The 16,805-nt window shown below is 70.9% G+C and carries 15 protein-coding genes; 5 read left to right on the top strand and 10 right to left on the bottom strand.

The window, feature by feature from the left end; all coding sequences use genetic code 11:
- The first annotated feature begins 206 nt into the window (after positions 1-206).
- Positions 207-638, top strand: coding sequence for an SsgA family sporulation/cell division regulator (locus ACFY1S_RS06390; RefSeq protein ID WP_007457244.1), 432 nt, complete (start codon positions 207-209; stop codon positions 636-638).
- Between the two features lie 115 nt (positions 639-753).
- Here ACFY1S_RS06390 and ACFY1S_RS06385 read toward each other — a convergent pair whose 3' ends face one another.
- Positions 754-1,530 (bottom strand): glucose 1-dehydrogenase, encoded by a 777-nt coding sequence (locus tag ACFY1S_RS06385; protein ID WP_387113392.1) that lies wholly within the window; start codon positions 1,528-1,530, stop codon positions 754-756.
- Positions 1,531-1,730: 200 nt separating this feature from the next.
- Between ACFY1S_RS06385 and ACFY1S_RS06380 the strand changes: the two genes are divergently transcribed.
- On the top strand, positions 1,731-2,723 hold the full coding sequence (locus tag ACFY1S_RS06380) for a helix-turn-helix domain-containing protein (RefSeq protein WP_387114350.1): 993 nt from the start codon (positions 1,731-1,733) through the stop codon (positions 2,721-2,723).
- Between the two features lie 7 nt (positions 2,724-2,730).
- Positions 2,731-3,186 (top strand): Rrf2 family transcriptional regulator, encoded by a 456-nt coding sequence (locus ACFY1S_RS06375; protein WP_030333674.1) that lies wholly within the window; start codon positions 2,731-2,733, stop codon positions 3,184-3,186.
- A 15-nt stretch (positions 3,187-3,201) separates the two neighbouring features.
- Here the strand turns inward: ACFY1S_RS06375 and ACFY1S_RS06370 are convergent, their stop codons facing one another.
- The 8 genes from ACFY1S_RS06370 to ACFY1S_RS06335 form a co-directional block, all read right to left on the bottom strand.
- The gene (locus ACFY1S_RS06370) at positions 3,202-4,167 is read right to left on the bottom strand and encodes an acetylxylan esterase (RefSeq protein WP_387113390.1); all 966 of its coding nucleotides are present in this window, start codon (positions 4,165-4,167) and stop codon (positions 3,202-3,204) included.
- A 48-nt stretch (positions 4,168-4,215) separates the two neighbouring features.
- The gene (locus ACFY1S_RS06365) at positions 4,216-4,896 is read right to left on the bottom strand and encodes an N-acetylmannosamine-6-phosphate 2-epimerase (protein WP_387113388.1); all 681 of its coding nucleotides are present in this window, start codon (positions 4,894-4,896) and stop codon (positions 4,216-4,218) included.
- Positions 4,893-5,828, bottom strand: coding sequence for an ROK family protein (locus ACFY1S_RS06360; protein ID WP_387113386.1), 936 nt, complete (start codon positions 5,826-5,828; stop codon positions 4,893-4,895). Before ACFY1S_RS06360 ends, ACFY1S_RS06365 begins: the two co-directional genes overlap by 4 nt.
- Positions 5,829-5,830: 2 nt before the next feature.
- Positions 5,831-6,769 (bottom strand): dihydrodipicolinate synthase family protein, encoded by a 939-nt coding sequence (locus tag ACFY1S_RS06355; RefSeq protein WP_364374613.1) that lies wholly within the window; start codon positions 6,767-6,769, stop codon positions 5,831-5,833.
- Complete coding sequence (locus ACFY1S_RS06350) at positions 6,766-7,839, bottom strand: oligopeptide/dipeptide ABC transporter ATP-binding protein (RefSeq protein ID WP_387113384.1); 1,074 nt, start codon at positions 7,837-7,839, stop codon at positions 6,766-6,768. The genes ACFY1S_RS06355 and ACFY1S_RS06350 overlap by 4 nt, the downstream gene beginning before the upstream one ends.
- Positions 7,836-9,794 carry a dipeptide/oligopeptide/nickel ABC transporter permease/ATP-binding protein gene (locus tag ACFY1S_RS06345; RefSeq protein WP_387113382.1) on the bottom strand — a complete coding sequence of 653 codons (1,959 nt, stop codon included), beginning with the start codon at positions 9,792-9,794 and terminating at the stop codon, positions 7,836-7,838. Before ACFY1S_RS06345 ends, ACFY1S_RS06350 begins: the two co-directional genes overlap by 4 nt.
- On the bottom strand, positions 9,794-10,750 hold the full coding sequence (locus tag ACFY1S_RS06340; RefSeq protein WP_387113380.1) for an ABC transporter permease: 957 nt from the start codon (positions 10,748-10,750) through the stop codon (positions 9,794-9,796). The genes ACFY1S_RS06345 and ACFY1S_RS06340 overlap by 1 nt, the downstream gene beginning before the upstream one ends.
- Positions 10,751-10,853: 103 nt before the next feature.
- Complete coding sequence (locus ACFY1S_RS06335) at positions 10,854-12,482, bottom strand: ABC transporter substrate-binding protein (protein ID WP_387113378.1); 1,629 nt, start codon at positions 12,480-12,482, stop codon at positions 10,854-10,856.
- Between the two features lie 138 nt (positions 12,483-12,620).
- Here ACFY1S_RS06335 and ACFY1S_RS06330 point away from each other — a divergent pair, with 138 nt between their 5' ends.
- Complete coding sequence (locus tag ACFY1S_RS06330; RefSeq protein WP_387113376.1) at positions 12,621-13,352, top strand: FadR/GntR family transcriptional regulator; 732 nt, start codon at positions 12,621-12,623, stop codon at positions 13,350-13,352.
- Positions 13,353-13,492: 140 nt separating this feature from the next.
- On the opposite strand, the gene ACFY1S_RS06325 is transcribed toward ACFY1S_RS06330, so the two are convergent.
- Positions 13,493-13,645 carry an amidohydrolase family protein gene (locus tag ACFY1S_RS06325; protein WP_387113374.1) on the bottom strand — a complete coding sequence of 51 codons (153 nt, stop codon included), beginning with the start codon at positions 13,643-13,645 and terminating at the stop codon, positions 13,493-13,495.
- Positions 13,646-14,019: 374 nt separating this feature from the next.
- Here ACFY1S_RS06325 and ACFY1S_RS06320 point away from each other — a divergent pair, with 374 nt between their 5' ends.
- Positions 14,020-16,803, top strand: coding sequence for a glycoside hydrolase N-terminal domain-containing protein (locus tag ACFY1S_RS06320; RefSeq protein WP_387113372.1), 2,784 nt, complete (start codon positions 14,020-14,022; stop codon positions 16,801-16,803).
- Positions 16,804-16,805 lie beyond the last annotated feature (2 nt).

The following is a 16,805-nucleotide window of genomic DNA, read 5'->3' as shown; positions in this document are numbered from 1 at the left end:
CGACTGAACCACCCGATGCCGGGCGGGATCACGCACTGGGCAGAACCGGAAATCCTACATGAATCCTCACATTCACGCGGCCTTTCCGTCCCCCTTCCCACCACTGGGTGAAGTCAGCGTATGGCGGAGCGTAGCCAGGAGTAGCACCTGAGTATGGGAAAAGCGGGACACGCGCGTTCCGCAGCGGTGCCGGGGGGAGAACGTCCATGAGTGTCATTCGACCGACGACCGTAGAGGTCGAGACGTCGCTAAGGCTCGTCGCACCTGACGCCACCGCCTTGCCGGTGCGTGCCAGTCTGCGCTACGACCCTGCTGACCCGTATGCGGTCCATGTCCTGTTCCATGCCGAATCGGCGGGGGGCGAGGCGGTGAGTTGGTCGTTCGCACGCGAACTGCTGGTCACCGGTCTGGACGAGCCGGCCGGCATCGGGGATGTGCGGGTCTGGCCCTGGGCCACCCCGCGCGGCGACTTCGTCGCGCTGGCCCTGTCGTCACCGGACGGCAACGCCCTCTTCGAGGTGCCGCGCAGCGTCCTGGTGCGATTCCTTCGACGGACGTACGTCGTCGTCCCGCGCGGCCGCGAGGCCGAGCACCTGGACGTCGACACGGCGGTGAACCGGCTGCTCGCCGGTCGCTGAGCACCGCCGGAAAGGGAAACACCGGCCACACCGGGGCCGCGCGGATCTGCCGAGTCCGCGCGGCCCCGGCACACCCAGGGGGTACGCGGACAGCCCGCTCCGGGTCGGCCGGCGTTCAGCCGCGCGTGGTGATGCCGCCGTCGACGGGGATGACCGCCCCGGTGAGGTAGGCGCCGGCCCGCGACGAGAGGTAGATGGCGGTTCCGGCCATGTCCTCGGGGCGACCGATGCGGCCCAGCGGCACCTGCTGTTCGATGCTGGCGCGGCTCGCCGGGTCGTTGAGCGCGAACGCCATCATCTTGCTCTCGAACGGGCCGGGCGCGATGGCGTTGACGGTGATCTGCTCGCCGGCCAACTGGTGGGCGAGGCCACGGGTGAGCATGTGCACGGCCGCCTTGGTGGCCGAGTACGCGTACACCTCCATCCACGGCACGCGGATGCCGTCGATCGACCCGATGTTGATCACGCGGGCCGGGTCGTCGGCGCTGGCGGCGGCGCGCAGCGCCGGCAGCAGCGACGTGGTGAGCCGGAAGACAGCCTTGACGTTCACCGCCCAGAGCTTGTCGAACGCGGACTCCGGGTACTCCTCAAGCGGTGCGCCCCACGTCGCGCCGGCGTTGTTGACGAGCACGTCGAGTCGTCCGAAGCGGTCCCGTACGGCGGCGGCCAGCGCCTCGGCACCGGCGTCGTCGCTCAGGTCGGCCGGGATGGCCTCGCAGCGGCCCTCGGCGGAGAGGTCCTTGGCGACCGCCTCGCAGACGTCCGCCTTGCGGGACGAGATGATCACGTGGGCGCCGGCCCGGACGAAGCCCTGGGCGATCATCAGACCGATCCCCCGCGAGCCGCCGGTGACCAGAACCGTCTTACCTTCGACCGAGAACAGCTGCGTCATGCCCATCCCATCGCGAGTCGGCGGGTCCACCGGCGGTGTGGGCGGCCGGCGGGGCGCCGGGCGGACCGCGGACCGGACGGCGCTACCGCCGGGTAACGTAGCCCGGCCGCCCGGACCGGAACAAGCCCGCGGTTCCCATGACGACCATCTCGCCCGAGATGGGATGCGGTGACCTGCGGTTCGGGCTACCGTCGCAGGCGATGGTCCCCACCGATCCCTCCCCCGCGCCATCGATCGGAACGGCGTCACCCGTCCCCGACGAGATCGCCACGTTCGCGTTGGCCGACCTGGCCCGCGACCGGGTCTGGCGTCGGCCGGTGCTTGTCGAACGGGAGTTGCTGATCCTCACCACCCGCGGGCACGGCGACGCCGAGCTGGATTTCCACCTGCTGCCGTGCCGACCGGGCACGCTGCTGCGGGTCCGCGCCGGTCAGGTGCTGCGCTGTCCCGGCCCGCAGTTCGACGGCACGGTGGTCGGCTGGGCCTCCGGGGCGTTACGCGGGTTCGACGTCGACCCGGACGCCCCGGCGGCGTGGCGGCAGCTGGCCGGCGAGGACGAGGACGCGGTGATCACCGAGGTCAGCCAGTTGGCGGTGGACTGTCAACGGCACGGCGACAGTCCGGCCGGCCGGGCCCTGCTGCGCCACCAGCTCGCCGTGCTGCTACTGCGGCTGACCCTGCCCGACGCCGACCACGCGCCGCCCCGGCCCGAGGTGGAGACGTTCCGCAGGTTCCGCCGCGAGGTGGAGCACAGCTACCAGCTCACCCGGCGGGTGGAGGACTATTCCGCCGCGCTCGGCTGCTCGGTTCGGACCCTCACCCGGGCCTGCCTGGCCGTCACCGGCAACAGCGCCAAGCAGGTCATCGACGAACGCGTCGCGTTGCAGGCCGCCCGCCTGCTCGCCGCGACGGACGAGCCGATCGCCCAGATCGGCAGGCAACTCGGGTTCTCCGAGCCCACCAACTTCGGTCGCTTCTTCACCCGGGAGGTGGGGATCAGCCCCGGCGCGTTCCGTGCCGCGCGGGACCACCCGCCCACCGGCCGGGTGGTCCGCCCCCGACCGCCGGCCGAGGGCGCCGGCGTCAACGCGGGACGTTTCCGCCTCGGTGGCACCGGCGAACCGGCCAATGGCGGCCACGGCACCCGAACCGGGTCGCCCGCCGGCCCGGGTGGCGGCACCGGCCGGGCATGATGGCAGGGTGCAGATCTCCGCGCGCGGCGACTACGCGGTACGGGCGGCGCTGAGCCTCGCCACCGCGTACCCCTCACTGCTGTCCACCCAGGCCATCGCCGCCGAGCAGGACATGCCCCGCAAGTTCCTGGAGGCCGTCCTGGCGGACCTGCGCCGCGCCGGCATCGTGCGCGCCCAGCGCGGCGCCGAGGGCGGCTACACCCTCGCGCGTCCGCCGCGCGAGGTGACCGTCGGCGCGGTGCTGCGCGCCGTCGAGGGCCCCCTCGCGGGAGTACGCGGGCTGCGCCCCGAGGAGACCCGGTACGAGGGGTCGGCGGAGAACCTGCCAGGCCTGTGGGTGGCGGTGCGCGCCGCCGTAAGGCGGGTGGTCGACGAGGTGAGCCTCGCCGAGATCGTCAGCGGCCGGCTGCCCGCCCACGTGCGCAAGCTCACCGCCCTGCCCGACGCCTGGGAACCGCGCTGACTCCAGCGGCCGTCCTCAGCGGCCGAAGAGCCTGCCCAGCCAGGTGAGCTGTTCGACCTGCTGGTGCGCCGTACCGCCCTCGTGGTCGTTGAACTCGTACACGCGCACCTCCTTGTCACCGCCGTACCTGTGGTAGGCGGCGAAGCAGGTCGAGGGCGGGCAGGTCCGGTCCATCATGGCGATGGAGAACAGCGCGGGCGCGGTGGCGCGGGGCGCGAGCACCGCGGCGTCGACGTACGACAGGGTGCGGAACACCTGGCCAGCCCGGTCGCGGTACAGGGCGAGGTATTCGGTGATCTCGCCGTACGGGCCCGCCCCGGCGACCTGGACGCCGCGCCGGAAGTCGCAGAGGAAGGGCACGTCGGGCATGGCCGCCGCCACGCCGGGAGCCAGCGCTGCCACCGCCAGCGAGAGGCCGCCGCCCTGACTGATGCCGGTGACGGCGACCCGGTCGGCGTCGATGGCGGGATGGTCACCGGCGGCCTGGGCGAACCGGACCGCGTCGGTGATCAGCCTGCGGTAGTAGAAGTCGTCAGGGCTGGCGACGCCCCGGGTCAGGAAGCCCGGGACGGTTCCCGCCGGATACCGGTCCGGGTCGGCGGTGGCACCGGGCGCGGCGCTCCAGCCCTGACCCCGGGTATCCATGATCAGGTGAGCGAACCCCGCCGCGGCCCAGAACAGCTTCTCGTGGGGCAGGCCACGGCCCCGGCCGTACCCGAGGTACTCGACGACGCACGGCAACGGTCCGGTGGCGTCCGCCGGCAGGTGCAGCCAACCGTGCACGGGCTCGCCACCGTAGCCGGCGACGGTGACCGCGTGGGTGCGGATCTGGGTCAGGCCCGTCTCGACGGGCTCGTACGTCGCCGCCACGGGTTCGTCGGCGCGCAGCGTCCGCCCCCAGAAGGCGTCCAGGTCCTCCGGAACAGCCAGTTCGGGTCGGTACGCCCAGCACTCGGCGAGGGTGAGATCGCTCAGAGCCACAGCACGGCCTCCGTGACAGCAGGGTTGTCGGTTGGTGTGGGGGGTGCCCTACCGGGCGTTGGCCATCGCCGAGGCGAACCAGCCGGTGATGGTGGTGGGGTGGGTGATCGCCGTACCCACGACCACCGACCACGCCCCGGCCCGCAGCGCCTGCGCCGCCTGGACCGGGGTGTGGATCCGGCCCTCCGCGATCACCGGCACGTCGACGGTGGCGGCGAGGCGGGCGACCAGGTCCAGGTCGGGTCCGGGCTGCTTGGTGGTGTACGCGGTGTAGCCGGCCAGGGTGGTGCCGACCAGGTCGGCGCCCGCCGCGGCGGCGGCGATCCCCTCGGCGAGGGTGGAGCAGTCCGCCATCACCAGCGCCCCGGTCAGTTGGTGGACGGCGTCGATTGTCTCGCGCAGGCTTCGACCGTCCGGCCGGGGCCGCGCGGTGGCGTCGAGCGCGACGACGTGCGCACCGGCCCGGGCCACCGACAGCGCGTGCTCAAGCGTGGGGGTGATGAAGACGTCGTCGTCCCCGTCCTTCCACAGCCCGATCAGCGGCAGGTCGACCGCCTCCCGGATGGCCGCGATGTCCGCCAGACCCTGGGCGCGGATGCCTGCGGCTCCGCCCTTGGCGGCGGCGAGAGCCACCCGGCGCATCGTGTCCGGGGTGCGCATCGGCTCACCCGGGTACGCCTGGCAGGAGACGACCAGACGGTGGCGGAGCCCTTCGATCAACGGGTTCATGAGATGCCCTTCCAGGCGAGTGTGGCGGCGCCGAGAAGTGGGGCGTCCGAGCCGAGAGTGGAGGCCAGCACGGGCACGTCGTCCAGGCTGGGCAGTGTCTCCCGGCGCACGGCGTCCCGCAGCGCCTGCCACCAGAGGTCGCCGAGGCCGGCGACCCCGCCGCCGATCACGACGGCGCCGGGGTCGAGCATGTTGACAAGTCCGCCGACCGCCGAGCCGACGGCGGCCCCGCCCAGCAGGATCACCTCCCGGGCCGTGTCGTCGCCGTCCGCCGCCCGGGCGGCCACCGACCGCAGGTCGTCGACCCGCCGGCCGGTACGCCGCACGTACTCCTCGGTGAGGCCGGGCCCGGAGGCGATCGCCTCCAGGTGACCCTGCCCGCCGCAGGTGCAGGGCAACTGCCCGGCGTACGGCGAGGGTTGGTGGCCGGCGTGGCCGGCCGTCGAGTGGGCGCCGGTGAGCACGGCGCCGTCGATGACGAACGAGGCGCCGATGCCGGTGCCGACCGCGATGAAGAGCGTCGTCCCGTAGCCGGCCGCGACGCCGTGCCGCGCCTCACCGAGGGCGTGCGCGTGCACGTCGTTGATGACCGACACGGGTACGCCCAACTGCTCCCGCAGTCGTCCACTGAGGTCCGTGCCGCCCCAACCGGTGAGGGCGTCGGTGGCCGAGAGCACCCGACCCGTCAGATGGTCGATCACGCCGGCGCTGCCGACGCCGAGGGCGCCGACGGGTGCCCCCGTCACCCTCGCCCGCAGACGATCGACGAGATCCGCGGCGGTGTCGAGGATGGCGGTCGCCCCGGCGCGGCCGGGGGTCGCGGCGGTGAGCCTGTCGACGACCTCGCCGTCGCGCGTCACGATGGCGGCAGCCGTCTTGGTGCCCCCGATGTCGAGCGCGGCGACGACCGGGGGCGTGCGTACCGTGGGCATGGCTAGACGAGCCCCGCCAGTTCCAGGTGGCCCCGCACCCGCGCCGTCTCGTCGGCGTCGAGCGGTCGCAGGGGCAGCGACACGGCGTTGCTGTCGATGACACCGAGCAGGGTCAGGGCCGTCTTGAACGCGCCCACGCCCCGGGTGGCCCCGGCCGCCGTCGCCGGATCGGCCGCGTCGACGATCCGGAACAGCCGGGTCAGGCGGTCCTGCTCCGCGCGGGCGGCATTCCAGTCGCCGCCGACGCAGGCCCGGTGCAGGCGCACATAACCCTCCGGGTCCACGTTGCCCAATCCGGGGACCGAACCGGAGGCGCCGGCGAGCATCATCCCGTCGACCACCACCTCGTGGCCGGTCAACAGGCTGAAGCCGGAGTCCGGCGCACGGTCCGCGATCGCCAGCACCAACTGGCGGAAGGAGACGTCGTCGCCGCTGGAGTCCTTCACGCCGGCGAGGACGCCGTCCGCGGCGAGCCGGCTCAGCAGATCCGGGGAGAGCTTGGTGTGCACGCAGACCGGGATGTCGTACGCGAGCAGGGGCAGCTCGACCGACGCGGCGAGCGACCTGAAGTGCCGCTCGACCTCGTGCGGGCCGACGATGGCGTAGAAGGGAGCGGTGGCCACCAGGCCGTCCGCGCCCAGACGCGTCGACGCCTCGGCCCGGTCGAGGACGCGGCGGGTGGTCGGCTCGATGCAGCCGGCGATGACCGGTACGGCGCCACCGACGGTCTTCACCACGGTCTCCAGGGCCTGGTCCCGCTGGCTGTCGGTGAGGAACACGGTCTCACCGGAGCTGCCGAGGGCGAAGATGCCGTCGACGCCTGCGGCGAGCATCCGCTCGACGAGCCGCTCCAGGGAGGCGACGTCGACCGCACCCTCCTCGGTCAGGGGGGTGACGACCGGCGGCACGACTCCGGCGAACCGCGGGGCAGGGGTGGTCACGCTGTCTCCTCGACATGTAGGGGGGTGGTACGGCCGGTCGACGCTCTGGCGAGCTCGACCAGCTCCGCGTTGCTGGATCCAGCGGGTACGGGGTGGTAGCACCGGAACTCGTGGAAGCCGGCACCGCCGCCGCCCGGCGTGGGTGGTGGCATCTCGATGGCGCAACCGTCGGTGGCCTTCCAGCAGCGGGTGCGGAACGGGCAGCCGGTGGGCGGCCGAGTCGCCAGCGGGACGGGGCCGACGAGCGGGATGGGGTCCAGCGGTGAGAGCAGACCCGGCGTGGCGGAGAAGAGCGCCCGGGTGTACGGGTGCTGCGCGACCTCGGGGAGGCCGGCGGCCGGTGTCTGCTCCACGATCCGGCCCAGGTACATGGTGACCACCCGGTCACTGATCCGCTTGACCGTCTGGATGTCGTGCGACACGAAGACCATGGCCAGTCCGAGGCGCTCCTTGAGGTCCAGGAGCAGGTTGAGGATCTGCGCCCGTACCGACACGTCCAGGGCGCTCGTGGGCTCGTCGGCGATGACCAGCCCCGGCTCCAGGGCCAGGGCACGCGCGATCGACACCCGCTGGCGTTGACCGCCGGAGAGCTGGCTCGGCAGAACGTCGGCGACCGACCGGGGCAGGCCCACCAGGTTCATGAGCTCGGACACCCGCTCCTCACGCTCCCTGCGGGTGCCGCGACGGTGCACGTCGAGCGGGTCGCGCAGGATGTCCCGGACCGGCATGCGCCGGTTCAGCGAGGTGGCCGGATCCTGGAAGATCATGCCGACGCCGGCACCGATGTGCAGCCGGCGTTCCGCCGCGTTCATCGACCAGACGTCCTTGCCGGCGAAGGCGACGGTGCCGCTCGTCGGCCGCTGCAGACCCACGAGCACCTTGGCCATCGTGGACTTGCCGCAGCCGGACTCGCCGACGACACCGATTGTCTCGCCGGCGCGAACGGTCAGGTCCGCGCCGGTCAGGGCGTACACCCGCTCGCGGCTGAACAGGCCGCCCCCGCGGGTGCGGTGGACCACGTGCACGTCGCGCAGCTCGACGATCGACTGGTGTGGGACTGACGCGCTCATCGGGCCAGCTCCTCTTCCCTGACGGTGACGGCCGGGTGGTGGCAGGCGTACCGGTGGGCGGCGACGCCCTCCAGGCGGGGCGTCTCCTCCCGGCAGACCTCGGTGGCCATGGGGCAGCGGTCGGCGAACCGGCAGCCCGCCGGGAAGTCGGCGGGCGACGGCACCACTCCGCGGATCTGGGTGAGCCGCTCCGCGCCGGCCTCGAGGGAGAGCACGGAACCGAGGAGGCCACGGGCGTAGTGGTGCGCCGGCGCCCCGACCACGTCGGCGGTGACACCGCTCTCGACGATCTGCCCGCCGTACATCACCACGACGCGGTCCGCGACGTCGCTGACCAGCGCCAGGTCGTGACTGACCAGGATCAGCGCGAAGCCCAGCTGGCCGCGCAGCCGCAGCAGCAACTCCATGACCTGCGCCTGGACCGTGACGTCGAGCGCGGTGGTCGGCTCGTCGGCGATGATCAGGCGCGGGTCCCGGGACAGGGCCATCGCGATCACCACGCGCTGCCGCTGCCCACCGGAGAGCTCGTGCGGGTACGCGGACAGGGTGCGCTGCGCGTCCAGGCCCACGAGTTCCATCAGCTCCTCGGCGGACCGGGTGCCGCCACGGCTGATCATCTGGGCGAGCTGGGGACCGATGCGCAGTGAGGGGTTCAGGGCCGACAGGGCGTCCTGGTAGATCATCGCGATCTCGCGCCCCATCAGCGCACGGCGCCGCTTCGTGCTCATCGTGAGCAGGTCGCTGCCCGCGAAGCGGACCTCGCCGCGTACCCGGGCGCCCTTCGGGAGCAGACCCATCACGGCGAGCGACGTCAGGGACTTGCCGGAGCCGGACTCCCCCACCAGGCCCAGGACCTCGCCGGGGCGGACGTCGAAGGTCAGGTCGTCGACGATGTCGACGCCCCGGTGACGTCCCTCGAACCCGATCGACAGGTTCCGGACCTCCAGGACGGGCTCACCCTGCGGGAGCGGACGGGCCCGCTCGCGCAGTCGCTGCGCCGCCTCGGGCAGGCCGGGCAGCTGCACCACCTCACCGGAGCCGGGCTGCGCCTCCTCCTGCGCGTCGCCGGCCTTCGTGGTGGTGGCCCGCCGCGCCGCCGGGGCGGCCCAGGCGTCGGACATGCCCTCGGAGAGCACGTTCAGGGCGAGCACCGTCAACAGGATCAGCAGGCCGGGGAAGAACGTGGCCCACCAGCCACCGATCTGGACCATCTCCTTGCCGAAGGCGATGACCGAACCCCACGAGGAGGCTGCCTCCTGGGGCGCCAGCCCGCCGCCGATGAAGGAGAGGGACGCCTCGAACACGATCGAGTCGGCCACCATGACGGTGGTGAACACGAGGATCGGGGCGGCGCAGTTGCGCAGGATGTGCCGCCAGAGGATGTGCGGTCGTCGGGCGCCGATGATCCTTTCGGCGGCGACGTAGTCCTCCCGATACTGCGACAGCACGTTGGCGCGCACGATACGGGCGATCTGGGGAACGAAGACGAAACCGATAGCGACGACGAGAACGAGAAGGCTGTTCTTGCCGAACGAGATGATCAGCAGGGCGGAGAGGACGATGGCGGGGAATGCCATGACGACGTCGAGGCACCGCATCACCACCTCGTCGACCGCCGGCCGACTGGTTCCGGCAAGCGCGCCCAGGATCGCGCCGACCACCAGGGCGATGCCGGCGGCGCCGAAGCCCACGATCAACGAGCGTCGGGTGCCGGCGACCAGCCGCGAGAACACGTCGCGGCCGAGCTTGTCCAGGCCGAACCAGTAGTCGCCGTTCGGGCCGGTCAGCGCGGGGCCGAGCCCGGCCTGCGCGGGGTCGTGCCGCAGGAGCAGCGGCGCGAAGATGCCCACCACGACGATGAGCAGGACGAAGCTCAGTGCGATCCGGGCCGTGAGGCCGAGCCGTTTGAAGGCGATGCCGGGAGCCGACAGCCGGGCGGTGAGTGTTCGACGCATCAGTGGGCTCCGCGCAGTCGGGGGTTGGCGAAGAGGTAGAGGATGTCGACCACCAGGTTCACGAAGACGAAGCAGATGGCGATCGTCAGCACGGTCCCCTGCGCGAGCGCGGTGTCGTTCTGCTGCACCGCGCTCATGATCTGGGTGCCCATGCCGGGCAGCGAGAAGATGGCCTCGATGACGACGGTGCCGCCCAGCAGGTAGCCGATCCGCAGGCCCAGCACGGTGAGCGGGTTGACAAGCGCGTTGCGCAGCACGTTGCGTCCGACCACCACACGGGGTGGCAGTCCAGCGCCGATCGCCGTGCGCACGTAGTCCTTGTCGAGTTCCTCGACCATCGACGTCCGAACGATTCTGGCAAGTGAGCAGCCGACCGGCACGGCGAGAGCAAGCGCGGGCATGGCGAGGGACTGGAGCCAGAGGGAGAACGAGTCACCGGGGTTGACGTATCCGCCGGTCGGGAAGACGGGGCGGCGGACCGACAGCTCCTGGATCAGCAGCAGGGCCAGCCAGAACGACGGCATGGCGATACCGGCCATCGAGACGAACCGGATGATTTGGTCGGGCCAGCGGTCGCGGTACAGCGCGGCGGGGATGCCGAGGCCCAGTGCGATGACCAACGCACCGACGATCCCGAGGGCCGTCAGCTGGATCGTCAGCGGCAGCGCGGTGGCGATCTTGTCGGCGACCGGGACGGACGGCGGGAAGGTCACGCCGAGATCGCCCCGGAGCAGGTCACCAAGGAAGTGCAGGTACCGCAGGGGCAGGGGGTCGTCCAGGCCGTTGGCGGCCTTGAACGCGGCCACCTGCGCGGGGGTCGCCTGATCGCCGAGGACGGACAGCGCGGGATCGATCGGGGAGAACTGCATGATCACGAACACGAAGATCGTGATGCCCAGCACCAGGGGTATCAGTGTCAGGAGTCGTCGCGCGACCAGACTCAGAACGCTCAGCATGGTGTCTTTCTCTCGTCGAGGGCCGCCGGGGCGTCCCGCCCAGCCCGAGGGACAGGGGCTGGGCGGGACGCGCAGGGGCCAGGGTGGGGCCCCCGAGGCGGGCTCAGCCCTTTCGGCTGGTGCCCAGGAAGTACAGGCCTGTGGTCGCCGCGCCCGAGAAGCCGTCGAGCTTCGACGGGTCGTACGCGGTGACGACCTTGGTGTGCAGGATCGGGTACAGGGGGGCCTCGTCGGCAACCTTGTCCAGGGCCTGCTTCCACAGCGCCTTGCGGGCCGCCTCGTCGGAGGTCTGCGCCGCCTTGTCCAGCAGGTCAGCCATGGCCTTGCGGTCCGCGGCGTTCCAGCGGTACCGCTGGCCCGGCCAGGTCTCGCCGTAGTAGAACCAGCGCATCAGCAGGTCGGTGTCGACGCCGAAGACGCTCGGGTCGCCGGTGGCCATCAGCACCCGGAAGGTGTTCTTCGGAACGACGTCGCCGTAGATGGCCGACGAGGGCACCGTGTTGAGGCTGGCGTTGACGCCGATCTTCTTCCACTGCTCGATGACCAGCGGGGCGACATCCTTGACGACCGAGTTGTCGGTGGTGTCGAGCTGGAACGTCAGATTGGTGACGCCGGCCTCCTGGAGCAGTGCCTTGGCCTTGTCCAGGTTGTAGTCGTAGACGGTGGCGGCCTTCTGGTAGTCCTTGTTGCCCTCGTCCAGGTAGCTCGTCGCCGGCGTGCCGTAGCCGTTGAGCGCGGTCTTGATGACCGAGTCCTTGTCGATCGCGTAGTGCAGAGCCTGGCGTACGCGCTTGTCGTTGAACGGCGCCGCGGACGAGTTGAACATGAGGAAGACCTGGTTGAAGGCCTGCTTCGCCTCGACTGTGTACTTGCCCTTGAGCGAGTCGACGTTCAGGTACGGCACCGACTCGATGGCCTGGACACGGCCGCCCTGAAGGTCGGACACCCGGGCCGAAGCCTCCGAGGTGGTGTTCCAGGTCATCGTCTCGACCTTGGCCGCACGCGAGCCGTTGTAGTTCGGGTTCTTGCTGAGCTTGACGCCCGACTCCTTGGACGCGCTGTCCAACTTGAACGGACCGGAGCCGATCGGCGCCGTGTCGAACGTCTTCGACGCGGCCACGTCCGCGGTCTTCGCCTTCGGCAGGATCTTGATCACGGAGATCCGCTCGGAGAACAGGGCGAACGGGTACTTCAGCTTGAACTCGACTGTCGTCGCGTCCTTCACGGTCACCGAGTCGATGAACGACACGAATCCACGCATCAGCGGCGGGGCCTTGGGGTCCGCCGGCTTCAGCACGCGCTCGAAGGACCAGGCGACGTCCTCGGCGGTGACGGGGGTGCCGTCGGAGAACTTCGCGCCGTCCCGCACGCCCACGGTGTAGCTGAGCCCGTCGGCGCTGGCTACCGGGTCTTCCTTGGCCAGGGCCCGGTAGGGTTCCCGGGTGACCGGGTCCAGATCGACGAGACCTTCGAAGATGTGCTGGTTGACCGCCGTCGCGACCGCCGACGAGGCGTTCGCGGGGTCGAAACCGCTGGAGAGGGTGAACGCCAGAGTGGTCTCGATCGAGGTCGCACCCCCGTTACCGCCCTCGACGGCGTTTGTCGAGGCGGGGCCGCCACTGCACGCGACAAGCCCGAGTGCGAGGGTTGCCGCGGTGGATGCGACGGCCAACGAGCGGAACCGGCGCGGGGGGAAGCGCCGACTCTCCTGTGGCTCAACGGTGGTGCTCACGTAGCTGCCTCCATAGGCTCTTCATGCGCTTGCGTCACCGCTCGCGCCGAGGGATTCGAAGGTAATGGGGTCTGACGTCAGACATCTGATGCCGATATGGTGAGCGTGTCAGATCCGTGAACGAAGGGCAAGTGGCAGATGACGACCATTGACGCGTCCCCGCTACGCGGTGCGGAGCGCCCGGGTCCCCGCCGGCAGGAGGTGGCGACCAAGATCAAGGAGTACATTCTTCGTAATCGCCTCAAGCCCGGAGACATCCTGCCCACCGAGGCGGAGCTGTGCGAGGCGGTCGGCGCGAGCCGCTCGAGCATCCGCGAGGCCGTCAAGATCCTCTCCGCCCTTGACATCGTCGAGGTGCGGCACGGTCACGGCACCTTCGTCGGCCGCATGTCCCTCGCCGCGCTCGTGGAGAGCCTGGCCTTCCGCGGCCTGCTCAGCGGCGAGAAGGACCACCACGTCCTGGGCCAGGTCGTCGACGTCCGGCAGACCCTCGAACAGGGGCTGGCCGCTCAGGTCATCGCCGTCCTCGACAGCGAGCACCGGACCGCCCTCACCGCTCTCGCCGACGAGATGGAGAACCTGGCCTCCCAGGGCATGGACTTCCTCGACGTCGACAGGGCCTTCCACGTGAAGCTGCTGGAGCCCCTCGGCAACGACCTGATCCTCCAGCTGACCGAGGCGTTCTGGCAGGTACAGGCCATCGTCGCTCCCACGCTGCGCACCGAGCAGGAGGACCGGTTGATCACCGCCCAGCGGCATCGGGCGATTGTGGACGCGGTCGCGGCCGGCAACGTGGAGGGCCTGCAGGCCGCCATCGCCGAGCACTACGCGCCCATCCGGGCGAGCATCGCCCGCGTCGTACAGGCCTGACCCGCCGCGATCACCACCCACCGTGCCGCTGACGGTTGAGCTGCTCCGAGAGTCGGACGGCGATGCCGGCCAGCGGCCACGGCCGGTCACCACCCGGCACCCATCGGCTGGGCGACCGACGCCCGGCACGCTGTCATCACTCACACCAACAGCTGATAGACGCGCGCGGCGGTGCCTCCGAAGATCGCCTGGCTGGCCGCCTCGGACAGCGGCGGCAACGCCTGGTGCAGCGCGGCCCGGATCCGGCCGTAGCTACCCGCGAGCAGGCACACCAGCCAGTCGGAGCTGAACATCAAACGCTCCGCCCGAATCGGACGATCACTGCCGCGGCCCGGGCCGCGGCGGGGCAACTGGTCCACCCGAACGACCAGATCGAAGGCCAGCCCGGCCGTCGCGACGACACGACGGCGCGCATCGACGGTCAGCGGGCGGCTCCCACGTAGAGGCCGCACCATAGCTCCGTATACATCATATGTTTTTGGAGACCATAGCTCTGACATCAGATGTCTAACATGTGTCGATGCCCAAAACAATAGGCCGGATGACCTGTTGTTCCATCGCCGTACGTGACGATCTTGCCGACAGGCAGCGCGAGCAGGAACTTAGGTTCGCGCCATTGACAAAAATATACATCCCACGTTAACTGCCGTGGCATAGAGGAGGCCCTATGTCTGTCACCGGCGGTATCCGGACGATCCTGCGCACCGCGACAGTGGCCCTTCTGGTGGCCGCGTCCCTGACACCCGTGTCCACCAGCCCAGCCGCAGCCGCCGCCGACCCGAAACTCGCGCTCTGGTACGACGAACCGGCCGCCAACTGGGAGAGCAACGCGCTGCCGCTGGGCAACGGCGCGCTCGGCGCCATGGTCTTCGGTGGCATCCAGACCGAACACCTCCAGCTCAACGAGAAGACGCTGTGGACGGGCGGGCCCGGCACGACCGGATACCACCACGGCAACTGGACAGCGCCACGGCCCGGAGCCCTCGCCGGGGTGCGGGCGCAGATCGACCGGGACACCCGGATGGCACCCGGCGCGGTCGCCACCGCGCTCGGCCAGCCGGCGACCGGATTCGGCTCGTACCAGAACCTGGCCGACATGTACCTCGACATGTCCGGCACACCCGCCACGGTGAGCGGCTACCGACGTGAACTGGACCTCGCCGAGGCCACCGCCCGCGTCGGGTACGCCCACGGCGGGGTGACCTACCAGCGCGAGTACGTCGCCAGCCACCCCGGCAACGTGATCGTCGCCCGGCTGTCGGCAAGCCAGACCGGGAAGATCTCCTTCGTCCTGCGCGCCGTCCCGGCCCAGCCCGGCAGCACCGTCACCGTGGCGAACGGCCGGATCACCGTACGGGGCACGCTGCCCGGCAACGGGCTGATCCACGAGACCCAGTACCGGGTGGTGACCACCGGTGGCACCCGGACCGACGGCACCGACCGGATCACCGTCGCCGGCGCCGACTCGGCTCTCGTCGTGCTGTCCGCCGCGACGTCGTACGCCGACACCTACCCCACCTATCGCGGCGCCGACCCCCACGCCCGGGTGACCCAGGCGGTCGACGGCGCGGCGACCAAGACGTGGGCGGCCCTGCGGGCGGCACACCTGGCCGACTACCAGAAGCTCTTCGACCGCGTCCGGCTCGACGTGGGCGGGCAGATGCCGAACATCCCCACCGACGACCTGCGGTCGGCCTACACCGGCGCCGCCGGACGGGCCCAGGACCGCGCGCTGGAGTCGCTGTACTTCTCCTTCGGCAGGTACCTGCTCATCGCGTCGTCACGCGGCGGGTCGCTGCCGGCCAACCTCCAGGGCGTCTGGAACAACTCCAACAGCCCGCCCTGGCAGGCCGACTACCACACGAACGTCAACGTCCAGATGAACTACTGGCCGGCGGAGATCACGAACCTGTCCGAGACGGCCACGCCGCTGTTCGACTTCATCGAGGCCCTGCGGGCGCCCGGCCGGGCCACCGCGCAGAGCATCTACGGTACGACCGGCTGGGTCACCCACCTCAGCACCAACCCGTACGGCTTCACCGGCGTCCAGGACTGGGCCACCGCCTTCTGGTTCCCGGAGGCGGCCGCCTGGCTGTGCCAGCACCTCTACGAGCACTACCGCTTCACCCGTGACACGACGTTCCTGCGCGACCAGGCGTACCCGGCGATGAAGGAGGCCGCCGAGTTCTGGCGGGCCAACCTGCACGTCGACCCGCGCGACGGCAAGCTGGTCGTCTCGCCCAGCTACTCACCCGAGCAGGGTGACTTCTCGGCCGGCGCGTCGATGAGCGAGCAGATCGTGTGGGATCTGCTGACCAGCACCATCGAGGCGAGCACCACGCTCGGCGTCGACGCCACCCTGCGCGCCCAGTGGCAGACCACGCTGAGCAAACTCGACACCGGTCTGCGGGTCGGCTCCTGGGGCCAGTTGCAGGAGTGGAAGGCGGACTGGGACAGCCCGACGAACGACCACCGGCACGTCTCGCACCTGTACGCCCTGCACCCGGGCCGGCAGATAGCACCGTCGACCACCCCTGCCCTCGCCGACGCCGCCAAGGTGTCCCTCACGGCACGCGGCGACGGTGGCACCGGCTGGAGCAAGGCCTGGAAGATCAATTTCTGGGCCCGGCTGCTCGACGGCGACCACGCCCACAAGATGCTCGCCGAGCAGCTCAAGAGCAGCACCCTCGCCAACCTGTTCGACACCCACCCGCCGTTCCAGATCGACGGCAACTTCGGAGCCACCGCCGGCGTCGCGGAGATGCTGTTGCAGAGCCAGACCGGCGTCGTGGACGTCCTGCCCGCCGTACCGGCGGCCTGGCCCACCGGCTCGGTCAGCGGCCTGCGGGCACGCGGCAACGTGACAGTGGACGCCGAGTGGCGCAACCGGCTTGCCAGCCGGATCACGCTCACCGCCGGCAGCAGCGGCACCCTCACCGTCCGGAACCCGATGCTGGCCACCGCGTCGCTTGTGGACCTGACCACCAACCAGACCGTGCCGGTGACGCGCACTGGTGACCGGGTGACGTTCACGGCCGAGGCCGGGCACCGCTACCAGGCCGTCTCCACGGCCGCGACAGGCACGATCGCCGGAGTCGCGAGTGGGCGCTGTGTCGACGTACCGGGGGCGGCCACCGCCGACGGCACCGCCCTGATCCTCTGGGACTGCACCGCAGCGGCCAACCAGATCTGGACCCGCGAGGCCGACACCCCCATCCGCAACCGGGGCAAGTGCCTCACCGCCGCCAGCACCGCCAACGGCGCCGCCGCCACCATCGCCACCTGCGGCACCGCCACCAACCAACGCTGGACCTACGACACCACCGCGAAAACACTGCGCAACCAGGCAACAGGCACCTGCCTCGACGCCAACGGCGGCGGCACCGCCAACAACACCGCACTCATCCTCTGGCCCTGCACCACAGCCACCAACCAGCAGTGGCTGATGTAGCA

Source organism: Micromonospora sp. NPDC000663 (genome assembly GCF_042898105.1).
Classification (GTDB): Bacteria; Actinomycetota; Actinomycetes; order Mycobacteriales; family Micromonosporaceae; genus Micromonospora.
The sequence above is the reverse complement of the archived record's forward strand: the minus strand, read 5'-3'. Positions and strand labels throughout refer to the sequence as shown.